Consider the following 13434-nt stretch of genomic DNA (forward strand, 5'->3'; position numbering starts at 1 on the left):
CGTTCCATGAGGGCCATGAGGGTCCATGACGGGCGGGCTGCGACCCGGGCCCGGAAGGCAGGAGACCGCACAGCTGATGACGGAACGACCCCCGCAGCGCATCCCGAACCGCCAGCTCGCCGCGCTCATCACCGAGGCCGGCTTCTCCAACGCGGGCCTCGCCAGACGGGTGGACCAGCTCGGCCTGGAACACGGGCTCGACCTGCGGTACGACAAGACCTCGGTCACCCGCTGGCTGCGCGGGCAGCAGCCGCGCGGCACGACGCCCGCGCTGATCGCCGAGGTCTTCACCCGGCGCCTCGGGCGCCGCCTCTCCGCCCAGGACCTGGGGCTCGACGCCTGTGCCCCGGTCTACGCGGGCCTGGAGTTCGCGGCGACGCCGGAGGAGGCCGTCGACATCGTCAGCGGCCTCTGGCGCAAGGACTCCGGCAGCCACGCCGAGCTGCGGAAGATCGCCTTCACCCCGGCCGGTCTCGTCGTCCCCAGCCGGGACTGGCTGATCGGCCGGGCCGACGAACGGGTGGCCCGCGGCGAGCCCGGCGGGACCGCCGGCACCCCGGCGGACCCGCGCGTGCCCGTCCAGGGCCGCTACTCGGTGCCCCGCCAGCGCGGCACCGACCGCGGCCCCGGACAGCGCGTCTCCGGCGGCGACATCGCCGCCCTGCGCTCCGTCGGCGAGCTCTTCCGCACCCTCGACCACGCCTACGGCGGCGGCCACGCCCGCCAGGCCCTCGTCCGCTACCTGGAGCACGAGGCCGAGCCGATGCTGCGCGGCACGTACGGCGAGAACACCGGCCGCCGGCTCTTCGGGGCCGCGGCCGACCTCACCCGGCTGGCCGGCTGGACCTCGTACGACATCGCCGCGCACGGCCTCGCCCAGCGCTACTTCGTCCAGGCGCTGCGGCTCGCGCAGGCGGCCGGCGACCGCGCGTACGGCTCGTACGTCCTGATCACCATGAGCCACCAGGCCGTCTACCTCGGGCACGGCCGCGAGGCCGTCCAGCTCGCCAGGGTCGCCCAGCAGGGCGTCGGCTCCGCCGCCCCGCCCGTCGTCCAGGCGCTGCTGCACTCGGTCGAGGCCCGCGGGCACGCCGTCCTCGGCGACTCCCGGGCCTGCGGCGCCTCCCTCGCCCGCGCCGAGCGCGCCCTGGAGGCCGCCCGGCCCGGCGACGAGGTGCCCTACTGGGCCAAGCCCTTCGACGAGGCCCAGCTCGCCGACGAGTTCGGGCACTGCCACCGCGACCTCCAGCAGTACCGCGCCGCCGCCCAGCACGCCGAACGGGCCCTCCAGCTCCGCGCCCCCGGCTACGCCCGCAGCCGCCTCTTCTGCCGCGTCGTCCTGGCCTCCGCCCGGCTCGCCCTCGGCGAACTCGACCAGGCCTGCGCCCTGGGCGCCGAGGCCGCCCAGCAGGCCTCCGAGATGCGCTCGGCCCGCGCGGTCGAGTACGTCCGCGACTTCGAACGCCGCCTGGAGCCCTACCGGGACGCCCCGGCCGTCCGGACCTACCGCGACCGGGTGGCGGCCCTGGGGTAGGCCCTCCCAAGGGCGGCGCCTACGCCGCCTCCGACTCCGCGGCCGTCCCCGCCGGGCGCAGCCCCAGGTCCGTCAGGAGGCTCATGGCCGCGCGGCGGGCCGAGGTGAGGGCGCCCACCGGGGTGCCGGTGGCGCGGTGGTCGCCGCACACGTAGAGGCCGGACAGGAGCCGTACCGGCCGCTCCGGGTCGAACGGCGGCCGCATCGCCGGGAAGGCGTACGGGGTGTGGTGCAGCGCCAGCAGCTCCCACTCGTCCGTCGACGTGCCGTACAGCGTCGCCAGGTGCTTGCGGACCCGCCGCTCGGTGTCGTCCGGCGCGGTGCCGAGCACCGTCGAGGTGATCAGCGTCCGCCCGGCCGGCGCCCGGCCCGGGTCGACCGCGCTCATCACCGCCGTGTGGGCCACCGGGCCGCCCGCGTCGGACTCCAGGAGCAGCACCGGGTCCGCCCGGGGCGCGAGGGGCGCCGTGTGGTGCAGCACCGTCGCCGCGTGGTACTCCGGCACGCACAGCCCCGGCAGCAGCTCCGCCGCCGTCCGGCCGCCCGTCGCCAGGACCACCGAGCGACACGTGAACACCCCGTGCTCCGCCGTCGTGACCCGCGCGATCGACACCTCGGTGACCTTCACCCCGGTACGGACCGTGCCCGGCGGCAGCGCCGCCGCGAGCCGGTCCGGCAGCGCGTCCGAACCGCCCGCGGGCACGCTCGGCCGGCCCCGCGCGAAGGACCGCAGCGCCAGGTCCGCGCGGCGGCTGGAGGTCGTGAGGTCCGGGTCGCCGAGCAGCGCGGCGACGAGCGGACGCACCACCCCCTGGACGGTACGCGCGGGCAGCCGGGCCGTCAGCGCCTCGCGGGCGCTCCGCTCCGCGCGCCCGAGCAGCCGCTGGGCGGGCGTCGTGGCCAGCCGGACCAGGGAGGCGCCGAGCCGCGCCTGGTCCAGCGAGGTGGCCGGATTCCGCGGGGCGCTCGCGAGGGCGCGCGCCCTGACCCGCGCTCCCCCCACGCCGGAGGAACCCACGCCCCGCGAGCTCCACGGGGCGTGCGGCGCGCCCCACCTCCCGTACCGGCCGTCGCTGTGCACGACGACCCCCGGGGCGAAGGCGCGCAGCGGGACGCCCTCCAGCTGTGGCGTGGTGAGCAGCGGCCCGACCCGGTCGAGCCGGAAGCCGTCGACGGTGTCGGTCGCCATCCGGCCGCCGATCCGTGGCGCGGCCTCCAGGACCGTGACCGAGAGCCCGGCCTCGGTCAGCAGCCGGGCCGCGGCGAGACCCGCGATCCCGGCTCCTACGACGACGACGTCCGAGTTGTTGAGCACGTGCCCCTCCCCAGGTCGGCGCGGTTGGTGGGAGGCCTATGCCCCCAACATGCCCCCGGAATGCCCGAGTTCGCAGAAGAGTAGGCAGCGCTCCCACGCCGCGAAGCCGCGCGCGACGGGGTGCACGCAGCACGGGGGAGCGCACGGGCGGGGCCGGGCCGGGGAGGGGCCGGGGAAGGTGCCAGGTGGCGGGGCCGAAGGGGGCGGCGGCGGTGGCGGAACGTCAGCGGACCGCCGCGCGCACCGACTCGTCGATCGTCGGGAACGCGAAGTCGAAGCCCGTCTCCAAGAGGCGCCCCGGCAGCACCCGCTGACTGCCCAGCACGTCCTGCGCGAACTCCCCGAGCGCCACCCGCAGCGCGGCGGCCGGCACATGGCAGAAGGCCGGGCGGCGCAGCACGCGGCCCATCGCCTCGGTCACCTCGCGGTTGGTGACCGGCTCGGGCGCGGTCAGGTTCACCGGGCCCGACACCGACGGGGTGTCCACCAGGTGCCGCAGCGCGGCGACCTCGTCGTGCAGCGCGATGAAGCTCCAGTACTGGCTCCCGTCGCCCATCCGCCCGCCGAGCCCCGCCTTGAAGATCGGGAACAGGCGCCCCCACGCCCCGCCCTCGCGCGCCACGACCAGGCCGGTACGGGCGTACGCCACGCGGATGCCCGCCGCTTCGGCGGGGGCCGCGGCGGCCTCCCACTCCACGCACACCGACGGCAGGAAGCCCTCGCCCGCGGGCGCGCTCTCGTCCACCGCGCGGGAGCCGGTGTCGCCGTAGTAGCCGAGCGCGGTGCCGCACACCAGCACCTCGGGCGGCTCGGCCAGCGAGGCCAGCGCCTCGGCGACCGCCCGCGTGCCCAGCACCCGGCTGTCGCGGATCTCCTTCTTGTACGCCTCGCTCCAGCGCCGCTCGCCGACGCCCGCGCCCGCCAGGTGCACGACCGCGTCGACCCCGACGAGGGCGGCGGCGTCCACGTACAGCTGGGCCGGGTCCCACTCCACCTCGTCCGCCGTGGCGGCGGGCCGCCGGACCAGGCGCAGGACGTCATGGCCGTCGGCGCGCAGGGAGCGCACGAGGGCGGAGCCGATCAGTCCGGTGGCGCCGGTGACGGCGACGCGCTTGCGGGCGGCGGGGCGGGGGGAGCGCTGCATGCGTTCATCCTGCCCTTCCCGGCCGGTCCGTGGCACAGTGGCCCGCATGATCGTTCCGGAGATTCGGATACGCGCGGCCCTGCTCGCGGACGAGCCCGTCCTCGCCGAGCTCGACCGCACCACCTGGTCGCCGCTGCACGCGGTCCTGCCCGCCCCCGAGGGCGGCGAGCCCTTCTTCGACGAGCGGCACGTGCCCGAGGACTACCTGGTCGCGGAGCTGCCGGACACCGGCGTCGTCGGCTACGTCCGGCTCGCCCGGTCCGTCCCGCTCCCCAGTAACGCCCATGTACGCCAGATCCAGGGCCTCGTCGTCGGCGAGGCCGCCCGCGGCAAGGGCGTCGCCCGCGCGCTCCTGCGCGCCGCGATGGACCGCGCCCGGTGGCAGGGCGCGACCCGGATCACCCTGCGGGTCCTCGGCCACAACGCCCCGGCCCGCGCGCTCTACGCGGCGGAGGGCTTCGCCGTCGAGGGCGTCCTGCCGGGGGAGTTCCTGCTGGAGGGCGCGTATGTGGACGACGTGTGCATGGGGCGGGCGCTGGACTGAGCGGTGCGGGTGGGGCGCTGGGCCGGGACCGAGCGGCGCGGGTGGGGCGCTGGGCCGGACCGAGCGGTCCGAACAGCGCACCAGGCGCCAGGGTCCCTCCGCGCGGCCCGGGTGACGCCGGCGATCCCGGGTGCCTCGCATGGCCCGGGTGACCCCGGTGACCCCGGGATTCACCCCCCGCCCGTCCCAGCCCCCCGCATCCCGCCCATCAACTCCCGCAGGCACCGCGACGCCAGGGCGGCCGGCGCGTCCTCGCCGTGGGCGGGCGCGTCCGTCTCCGCCCAGGTCTCCAGGGCGACCCGGATCGCGCCCGTCGCCGCCGCGGCCGTGAGGCGCAGCTCCAGGGGGTCGGCGGCGGGGCCCGCGAGTGCGGCGAGGACGCCGCGCAGGCGGTCCTCGGACTCCTGGTTGACGCGGAACCAGACGGCCCGCAGCGCCGGGTCGTGCTCGGCCGCGCGCAGCAGCCCGCGGGTCCAGCGCAGGCCCTCCTCCGCCTCCTCGTCCTCCGCCGCGAGCGACGCGGCGATGGACCGCTCCAGGGCGGTGGGCAGCGCCGTGCCGGGCGGGGTGGTGGCGAGCTCGGCCCGCCAGCGGTCGGCGCCGCCCGCGAGGAGCGGGGCGACGGCGTCCTGCTTGGAGCGGAAGTAGCGGTAGAAGGTGCGCAGCGCGACCCCGGCCCGCTGGGCGATGTCCTCGGCGGTGGTGTCGTCCGGGCCGCGCTCGGTGAACAGCTCGGCGGCGGCGCGCGCGATGTCCAGCTGCGTGGCCGCCTTGCGGCGCTCGGTCAGGGAGGGGGCCCTGGCGGGTGCGGCGCCGTCGGCCGGGTTCTTGTCGCTCACGCCACCCAGCGTACGCCCGTGACTGCCATAAGTGCACGCTGTGCACCTATGGCAAAACGTGCCACATGGGCGTACGGTGGCAGACATACCCGGATAGCTCGACATCGAGAGGTTGCTGTCATGAAGCAGCTCACCCGCTACGTAGGACGCCGTGCCCTGGTCACCGGCGGCGGCTCCGGCATCGGCCAGGCCACCGTCCTGCGCATGCTCGCGGAGGGCGGCACCGTCGTCGCCGCCGACATCAGCGAGGACGGCCTCAAGGACACCGTCGCCAAGGCCGGCGACGACGCCGAGCGCCTGACCACCCTCGTCGTGAACATCGGCGACGAGTCCTCGGTGCGCGAGGGCGTCGCCGCCGCCGTCACGGCCCTCGGCGGCCTGGACGTGCTGGTCAACGCGGCGGGCATCCTGCGCTCCTCGCACACCCACGAGACCAGCCTCGACGCCTTCGAGCAGGTGCTCCGGGTCAACCTCACCGGCACCTTCCTCATGATCCGCGAGGCGATCCCCGCGCTCCTGGAGGGCGAGGGCGCCGCCGTCGTCAACTTCTCCTCCACCTCCGCGACGTTCGCGCACCCCTACATGGCGGCCTACGCGGCCAGCAAGGGCGGCATCCAGTCCATGACCCACGCGCTCGCCGCCGAGTACGCCAAGCAGGGCATCCGCTTCACCGCCGTCCAGCCCGGCTCCATCTCCTCCGGCATGACCGACGGCAGCGGCGCCAGCAAGCAGTCCGCGGGCCCCGGCCTGCCCGAGGACACCGACTGGTCGCTCTTCGCGAAGCTGGCCCCCGCCCTCGGCCAGGGCTTCGCGGGACCCGAGACCGTCGCGGGCGTCGTCGCGATGCTCGCCTCCGAGGACGGCCGCTTCATCACCGGCACCGAGATCCGCATCGACGGCGGGACCCACTTCTGATGTCCGACCAGAACACCGCCGCCCAGACCCCCGTCCCGACCGCCGCCGAGGTCTTCGCCGGCCGCACCGCCGTCATCACCGGGGCCTCCTCCGGCATCGGCGCCGGACTCGCCCGGCACGCCGCCTCCCTCGGCATGAAGCTGGTCCTCGCCGACATCGCCGCCGACCGCCTCGCCGCCTTCGCCGAGGAGCTGCGGGCCACCGGAGCCGAGGCCGAGGCCGTCGTCACCGACGTCTCCGACCCCGCCTCCGTCGAGGCGCTCGCCGACACCGCGTACACCCGCTTCGGCAGCGTCGACCTGCTGGTCAACAACGCCGGGATCATGGCCATGGGCTACTCCTGGGAGATCCCCGCCGCGCGCTGGGACGCCATGCTGCGGATCAACATCGGCGGATACGTCAACGGCATCCGGGCCTTCGTCCCGCGCATGCTGGAGCGCGGCGAGAAGGCCTGGATCGTCAACGTCTCGTCCGTCGGCGGCCTGCTGCCGAGCCCGCTCATGGCCCCGTACAGCGTCACCAAGTTCGGCACCCTCGCGCTCAGCGAGTCGCTGCACTACGAGATGCAGATGAAGGGCGCGCCGATCCAGGTGTCCGTGGTGACCCCCGGCTCGGTCAAGAGCGAGATCTTCAAGGCCGCCCGCCCCGGCGAGAGCGAGCCCCCGGAGATCGCCGCCTTCAACGAGCAGCTCCAGCAGCTCGCCGACGAGCACGGCCTCACCCCCGAGGAGCACGCCGAGCGCGTCTTCGAGATGGTCGCCGAGGGGAAGTACTGGGCGATACCGCAGCCCGAGCAGCTCTTCCCCGCCCTCCAGCCGAGGACCGACATGATCCTCGCCCAGGAGAACCCGCAGCTCCGGCTCGGCGGCTAACCGAACCGGGCCCACAGCCTCGGGAAGCGGGCCGCGAGCACCTCGTCGTCCTCCAGGACGAGCGGGGTGCCCGCCGGCTCCGCGGCCTGCGGCGGGATCCCCAGATCCGGCGCCTCCACGCCGGTCAGCCGCTCATAGGCCTCGTCCGCCGCGAAGCCCAGCTCCTCGCCGTCCCCGTCGATCTCCTCGTCGAAGGCGTCGAGCAGCTCCGCCAGCGCGTCCGGATCGTGCACCGCCCCCTCGAAGACCTCCCGACCCTGGCCGATCAGCCAGCAGCGGAAGAAGTCGAAGACGTCGTCGCCCGCCCCGTCGAACAGCACCGCCGCCGCGCCCCACAGCTCCCACGTGTACGCGCGGTTGAAGCGGGCCTCGAAGTGGCGGGCGAAGTCGAGGACGGCGTCGGGGTCCAGCTGCGTCAGGCGTTCGACGAGCAGGTCGGCATGCTCCTCCGGGTCGCCGTCGGCGCCCTCCCGGGTGGAGTCGATGATCTCCCAGAACTCCGTCTCGTCCATCACGGGACAAGCATCGTGGCTGCCGCCGGGCGACGCACCCGGAAACGGCCGAAAACAATCCGGACGGAAGATGTCGTATTTTCCTGTCAGGCTCGGCCCATGACCACCGAAACGAAGCCCCTGTCCGGCCGGATCGTCCTCGTCGCGGGCGCCACCCGAGGTGCCGGGCGGGCCATCGCCGTGCAGCTCGGCGCCGCCGGAGCCACCGTCTACGTCACCGGACGGACCACCCGCGACAAGGTCAGCGAGGTCGGCCGCGCCACCGAGACCATCGAGGGCACCGCCGAGCTCGTCACCGCCGCCGGCGGCGAGGGCATCGCCGTCCCCACCGACCACCTGGACCCCGGCCAGGTGCGCGCCCTGGTCGAGCGGATCGACCGCGACCACGGCCGGCTCGACGTGCTCGTCAACGACGTCTGGGGCGGTGAGCACCTTCTCGCCTTCGGGAAGAAGACCTGGGAGTACGACCTCGACGGCGGCCTTCGGATGCTCGAACTCGGCGTGAAGACGCACGCCATCACCTCCCACACCGCGCTGCCGCTGCTGATCCGGCACCCCGGCGGGCTCGTCGTCGAGGTCACCGACGGCACCGCCGCGTACAACGGCACCCGCTACCGCGAGAACCTCTTCTACGACCTCGCCAAGAACGCCCCGATCCGGATGGCCTTCGGACTCGGCGAGGAGCTGAAGGAGCACGGGGGAACGGCCGTCTGCGTCAGCCCCGGCTGGCTCAGGTCCGAGCAGATGCTCGCCCACTTCGGCGTCACCGAGGACACCTGGCACGAGGCCGTGAAGGAGCTCCCCGACTTCGGCGTCTCCGAGTCCCCGGTGTACGTCGGCCGGGCCGTCGCCGCCCTCGCCGCCGACCCCGACCGGGCCCGCTGGAACGGGCGGTCGCTCGACAGCGGCCAGCTCGCCAGGGAGTACGGCTTCACCGACGCCGACGGCTCCCGGCCCGACTCCTGGGGCTTCATCACGGCCAAGGAGACGGACCCGGACACCAAGGTGGCGGACTACCGGTAGAGCTCGCCCAGGCCCCGCGCGGCCTCCGTGAACCGCGCGCGCAGGGAGGCGGGGGCCAGCACCTCCGCCTCCGGGCCGAGCCCGAGCAACTGCCCGAAGGCGACGTCCTCGTCCTCCACCGGGAGCGTCACGGTGACGAGGCCGTCGCCGTCCCCGCCCCCGGAAGCCCTGGAAGCCCTGGAAGCCTCCTCCAGCGCCGCCTCCGCCGCCGCCCGGTCCGTCACATACGGCAGCCGCCGCGCCCCCGCCGGAGTCAGCCGGAGCACGACCTCGGCCCGCAGCAGCGAGCGGGCGAACTCGGCGGAGCGCTCGGTCCAGAACGCCGCCAGGTCGAAGCCGGGATCCCGCTCGAAGCGCTCCTCGCCCACGACCACCTCGGTGAACCGGTCCACCCGGTAGGTGCGGAACGCGCCGCTCCCGTCCCCGAGACGCGCGCAGACGTACCAGACGCCCGCCTTCAGGACGAGACCGTACGGTTCGAGCGCGCGCTCCACCTCGCCGTCGCCCCGCCGGTAGCGGGCCCGCACCGGCCGGTCGTCCCACACCGCGTCCGCGACCGGCGCGAGCAGCCCGGGTGTCTCCGGCTCCTGGAACCAGGCGGGCGCGTCCAGGTGGAAGCGCCGGCCCACCGCCTCCGGCGCGTCCCGCAGCGAGGGCGTCAGCGCCGCCGACACCTTCAGCCGGGCCGCCGAGGCCGCGTCGGCGAGCCCCAGGTCCCGCAGCGCCTCCGGGAGCCCCGAGAGGAACAGCGCCTCCGCCTCCCCGCGCGCGAGCCCGGTCAGCCGGGTCCGGTAGCCGCCGACGAGCCGGTAGCCGCCCGCCCGGCCCCGGTCCGCGTAGACCGGCACCCCCGCCTCCGAGAGGGCGAGGGCGTCACGGGTGATGGTGCGCTCCGACACCTCCAGCTCGGCGGCGAGTTCGGCGGCCGTCATGGACGGCCGGGACTGGAGCAGGAGCACCAACTTGATGAGGCGGGCGGCACGCATGACTCCATCATGCGTGCCGCCCGCCTCACACGGAGCGGGGGCCCTTACAGGCCGTAGCGCTCGCGCGCCTCCTTCACCGAGGTCGCCTGGACCTGGCCCTTGCGGGCGAGCTGGGCGAGCGCGGCGACCACGATCGACTGGGCGTCGATGCCGAAGTGGCGGCGGGCGGCGTCGCGGGTGTCCGACAGGCCGAAGCCGTCGGCGCCCAGCGAGGACCAGTCCTGCTCGACCCACTGCGCGATCTGGTCCGGGACCTGGCGCATGTAGTCCGAGACGGCGAGGACCGGGGAGTCCACGCCCTCCAGCGCCTTGCGGACGTACGGCACGCGCTCCTCGCCGCGCAGCAGGGCCGCGTCGGCCTCCAGCGCGTCGCGGCGCAGCTCGGTCCAGGAGGTGGCGGACCACACGTCGGCGGCCACGCCCCACTCGGCGGCGAGCAGCTTCTGCGCCTCCAGGGCCCAGTGGATGGCCGTGCCGGAGGAGAGCAGCTGGATGCGCGTGGCGTTGGCCGGGAGCTCCAGGCCGGCCGACTCGGCCGTGTTGAAGCGGTAGAGGCCCTTGATGATGCCCTCGTCGACACCGGACGGCTTGGCCGGCTGCGGCATGGGCTCGTTGTAGACGGTGAGGTAGTAGAAGACGTTCTGGTCCTCGCCCTCGGCCGCCTCGCCGTACATGCGGCGCAGGCCCTCCTTGACGATGGCCGCGACCTCGTAGGCGAACGCCGGGTCGTAGGTGAGCGCCGCCGGGTTGGTGGCCGCGATCACCGGGGAGTGGCCGTCGGCGTGCTGGAGGCCCTCACCGGTCAGCGTGGTGCGGCCGGCGGTCGCGCCGACGAGGAAGCCGCGGCCGAGCTGGTCGCCGAGCTGCCACATCTGGTCGGCGGTCCGCTGCCAGCCGAACATCGAGTAGAAGATGTAGAACGGGATCATCGCCTCGCCGTGCGTCGCGTACGACGTGGAGGCGGCGATGAAGTCGGCCATCGAGCCGGCCTCGGTGATGCCCTCGTTCAGGATCTGGCCGTTGACGGCCTCCTTGTAGTACATCAGCTGGTCGCGGTCGACCGGCTCGTACGTCTGGCCCTTCGGCGAGTAGATGCCGAGCGAGGGGAACAGCGACTCCATGCCGAAGGTGCGGGCCTCGTCCGGGACGATCGGGACCCAGCGCTTGCCGGTCTCCTTGTCGCGGACCAGGTCCTTCACCAGGCGGACGAAGGCCATCGTGGTGGCGATGGACTGCGAGCCGGAGCCCTTGTCGAAGGCGGCGAAGGTCTTCTCGGCGGGCGCGGGCAGCGGCGCGAGCGGGTGCACGCGGCGGGCCGGGGCGGGGCCGCCGAGGGCCGCGCGGCGCTCCTGGAGGTAGCGGACCTCCGGCGCGTCGGCGCCCGGGTGACCGTACGGGACCTGCCCGTCGACGAACTGGGCGTCCGAGATCGGCAGCTCAAGAAGGTCACGCATGTTCTTGAACTCGTCCGTCGTCAGCTTCTTCATCTGGTGGTTCGCGTTCTTCGACGCGAAGCCCTCACCCAGGGTGAAGCCCTTGACGGTCTGCGCGAGGATGACCGTCGGCGCGCCCTTGAACTCCAGGGCGGCCTTGTACGCGGCGTACACCTTGCGCGGCTCGTGGCCACCGCGGGAGAGGTGGAAGCACTCCAGGATCTTGTCGTCGCTGAGCAGCTTCGCCATCTCGACGAGGGCCGGCTCGGAGCCGAAGAAGTCCTGGCGGATGTAGGCGGCGTCGCGGGTCTGGTACGTCTGGACCTGCGCGTCCGGCACCTGGCGCAGGCGGCGGACGAGGGCGCCGGTGGTGTCGAGCGCGAACAGCTCGTCCCAGGCGTTGCCCCACAGGGACTTGACCACGTTCCAGCCGGCGCCGCGGAACTGGGCCTCCAGCTCCTGCACGATCTTGAAGTTGGCGCGGACCGGGCCGTCGAGGCGCTGCAGGTTGCAGTTGATGACGAAGGTCAGGTTGTCCAGACCCTCGCGGGCGGCGAGCGCCAGGGCGGCGGTCGACTCCGGCTCGTCCATCTCGCCGTCACCGAGGAACGCCCACACGTGCGAGGCGGAGACGTCCTTGATGGAGCGGTTGGTCAGGTAGCGGTTGAAACGCGCCTGGTAGATCGCGGAGAGCGGGCCGAGGCCCATGGAGACGGTGGGGAACTCCCACAGCCAGGGCAGCCGGCGCGGGTGCGGGTAGGAGGGCAGGCCGTTGCCGCCGGACTCCTGCCGGAAGTTGTCGAGGTGGCCCTCGTTCAGCCGCCCGTCGAGGAAGGCGCGGGCGTAGATGCCGGGGGAGGCGTGGCCCTGGATGTAGAGCTGGTCGCCGGAGCCCTCGGCGGCGCCCGACTCCTTGCCCTTGAAGAAGTGGTTGAAGCCGGTCTCGTAGAGCCAGGCCGCGGAGGCGAAGGTGGCGATGTGGCCGCCGACGCCGTACTTGGAGCCGCGGGTGACCATCGCGGCCGCGTTCCAGCGGTTCCACGCGGTGATCTTCCGCTCCATCTCCTCGTCGCCGCCGAACTCGGTGACCGAGGGCTCGGCGGAGGTGGGGATGGTGTTGACGTAGTCCGTCTCCAGCAGCTTGGGCAGGGCCAGGCCCGCGCCCTCGGCGTGCTGGAGCGTGCGGCGCATCAGGTAGGCGGCCCGGTGGGGGCCGGCGGCCTTGGTGACGGCGTCCAGGGAGGCCGCCCACTCGGCGGTCTCCTCGGTGTCACGGTCCGGGAGCTGGTCGAGCTCGCTCGGAATCTTGCCTACGGGATCGGTCATGATCGCCGCCTTCCGGACAGGTGGGGGTGGTGAAAAGAGGCCTTGTCTGGCAGGACAGGGCGAAGGGCCGGGGTACGGCCCGCCGAAGACTGTAAGCCGCCGATCGATGATCGATCAAAGTGTTGAAGGGAAAAACTTGCCCCGAGCACCAAAGTCGGCACAGGGTGCCGCGAAAAAGGGCACCCGGTGCCTACTTTTCGAAGGATTTGCGCAGGTGGGGGAGCGATTGAGAGCCCGTACGCACGAATGAGCGGGCCCGTTCGAAACGGACCCGCTCACTCGGAGAAGGGGCGGCGCGTGGCCGGATCACGCCCTCGCGTCACGCCCTCGGGGCGCACCCGAGGACATGCGCCTTCACCAGCGCCCCGATGTTCGGGTCGCCCCTGCGGAAGGCCTCCACGAGCTCCTGGTGCTCCTCCGCGTACGACTTCTGCACCGTGCCGAGCCAGCGGATCGACAGCGCCGTGAACACCTCGATGCCCAGGCCCTCCCAGGTGTGGAGCAGCACGCTGTTGCCCGCCGCCTTCACCAGCTCCCGGTGGAACGCCACCGTGTGCCGCACCTGCGCCGTGCCGTCCGCCGCCGCGTCCGCCTCGTACAGCGCCGCCACATGCGGCTCCAGGGTCGAGCAGTCGGACGCCAGCCGCCCCGCCGCCAGCTCGGCCGCGATCTGCTCAAGACCGGCCCGTACGGGGTAGCTCTCCTCCAGGTCGGCGGCGGTGAGATTGCGCACCCGGACGCCCTTGTTCGGCGCCGACTCGATCAGCCGCAGCGACTCCAGCTCGCGCAGCGCCTCCCGGACCGGGGTCTGCGAGACCTCCAGCTCCGTGGCGATCCGCCGCTCCACGATCCGCTCGCCCGGCTTCCAGCGCCCGCTGACGATGCCCTCCACGATGTGCTCGCGGATCTGCTCGCGCAGCGAATGGACGACGGGCATGGTCATGGAAGCCGCTCCTTAGGGAGTCATTGACCCTTAGACAATACGGCGGTG

Annotated in this window: 12 protein-coding genes; 5 read left to right on the forward strand and 7 right to left on the reverse strand. The window is 73.8% G+C overall.

Annotated features, from left to right (window positions below; genetic code table 11):
• The first annotated feature begins 76 nt into the window (after positions 1-76).
• Positions 77-1534: an NsdA family TPR-like regulatory protein gene (locus ABTZ54_RS09955; RefSeq protein WP_351659371.1), complete on the forward strand. Its 1458-nt coding sequence runs from the start codon at positions 77-79 to the stop codon at positions 1532-1534.
• A 19-nt stretch (positions 1535-1553) separates the two neighbouring features.
• Here ABTZ54_RS09955 and ABTZ54_RS09960 read toward each other — a convergent pair whose 3' ends face one another.
• Both ABTZ54_RS09960 and ABTZ54_RS09965 read right to left on the reverse strand, forming a co-directional pair.
• Entirely contained in the window at positions 1554-2849 is a 1296-nt protein-coding gene (locus tag ABTZ54_RS09960) for an NAD(P)/FAD-dependent oxidoreductase (protein WP_351659374.1), read from the reverse strand.
• Positions 2850-3072: 223 nt separating this feature from the next.
• Positions 3073-3993: a TIGR01777 family oxidoreductase gene (locus ABTZ54_RS09965; RefSeq protein WP_351659376.1), complete on the reverse strand. Its 921-nt coding sequence runs from the start codon at positions 3991-3993 to the stop codon at positions 3073-3075.
• Positions 3994-4039: 46 nt separating this feature from the next.
• Here ABTZ54_RS09965 and ABTZ54_RS09970 point away from each other — a divergent pair, with 46 nt between their 5' ends.
• Positions 4040-4537: a GNAT family N-acetyltransferase gene (locus ABTZ54_RS09970; protein ID WP_351659379.1), complete on the forward strand. Its 498-nt coding sequence runs from the start codon at positions 4040-4042 to the stop codon at positions 4535-4537.
• 170 nt (positions 4538-4707) lie between these two features.
• On the opposite strand, the gene ABTZ54_RS09975 is transcribed toward ABTZ54_RS09970, so the two are convergent.
• A complete protein-coding gene (locus ABTZ54_RS09975) occupies positions 4708-5376 on the reverse strand; it encodes a TetR family transcriptional regulator (RefSeq protein ID WP_351659382.1) in 669 nt (222 codons plus the stop codon).
• A 120-nt stretch (positions 5377-5496) separates the two neighbouring features.
• Here ABTZ54_RS09975 and ABTZ54_RS09980 point away from each other — a divergent pair, with 120 nt between their 5' ends.
• Complete coding sequence (locus ABTZ54_RS09980; RefSeq protein ID WP_351659385.1) at positions 5497-6291, forward strand: SDR family NAD(P)-dependent oxidoreductase; 795 nt, start codon at positions 5497-5499, stop codon at positions 6289-6291.
• Positions 6291-7163 (forward strand): SDR family NAD(P)-dependent oxidoreductase, encoded by an 873-nt coding sequence (locus tag ABTZ54_RS09985; RefSeq protein WP_351659387.1) that lies wholly within the window; start codon positions 6291-6293, stop codon positions 7161-7163. The genes ABTZ54_RS09980 and ABTZ54_RS09985 overlap by 1 nt, the downstream gene beginning before the upstream one ends.
• On the opposite strand, the gene ABTZ54_RS09990 is transcribed toward ABTZ54_RS09985, so the two are convergent.
• Positions 7160-7675: a DUF4240 domain-containing protein gene (locus ABTZ54_RS09990; protein ID WP_351659948.1), complete on the reverse strand. Its 516-nt coding sequence runs from the start codon at positions 7673-7675 to the stop codon at positions 7160-7162. The genes ABTZ54_RS09985 and ABTZ54_RS09990 overlap by 4 nt on opposite strands.
• A gap of 99 nt (positions 7676-7774) precedes the next feature.
• Between ABTZ54_RS09990 and ABTZ54_RS09995 the strand changes: the two genes are divergently transcribed.
• Positions 7775-8698: an SDR family oxidoreductase gene (locus ABTZ54_RS09995; RefSeq protein ID WP_351659390.1), complete on the forward strand. Its 924-nt coding sequence runs from the start codon at positions 7775-7777 to the stop codon at positions 8696-8698.
• Here the strand turns inward: ABTZ54_RS09995 and ABTZ54_RS10000 are convergent.
• From ABTZ54_RS10000 to ABTZ54_RS10010, 3 genes are all read right to left on the reverse strand, one after another.
• Positions 8689-9684 (reverse strand): helix-turn-helix transcriptional regulator, encoded by a 996-nt coding sequence (locus tag ABTZ54_RS10000; protein ID WP_351659393.1) that lies wholly within the window; start codon positions 9682-9684, stop codon positions 8689-8691. The genes ABTZ54_RS09995 and ABTZ54_RS10000 overlap by 10 nt on opposite strands.
• Before the next feature lie 44 nt (positions 9685-9728).
• Entirely contained in the window at positions 9729-12443 is a 2715-nt protein-coding gene (gene aceE, locus ABTZ54_RS10005; protein ID WP_351659396.1) for a pyruvate dehydrogenase (acetyl-transferring), homodimeric type, read from the reverse strand.
• Positions 12444-12762: 319 nt separating this feature from the next.
• Entirely contained in the window at positions 12763-13386 is a 624-nt protein-coding gene (locus tag ABTZ54_RS10010; protein WP_351659399.1) for a GntR family transcriptional regulator, read from the reverse strand.
• Between the last annotated feature and the right edge of the window lie 48 nt (positions 13387-13434).

The sequence above is a fragment of the Streptomyces sp. NPDC094032 genome, from assembly GCF_040303965.1.
Classification (GTDB): domain Bacteria; phylum Actinomycetota; class Actinomycetes; order Streptomycetales; family Streptomycetaceae; genus Streptomyces.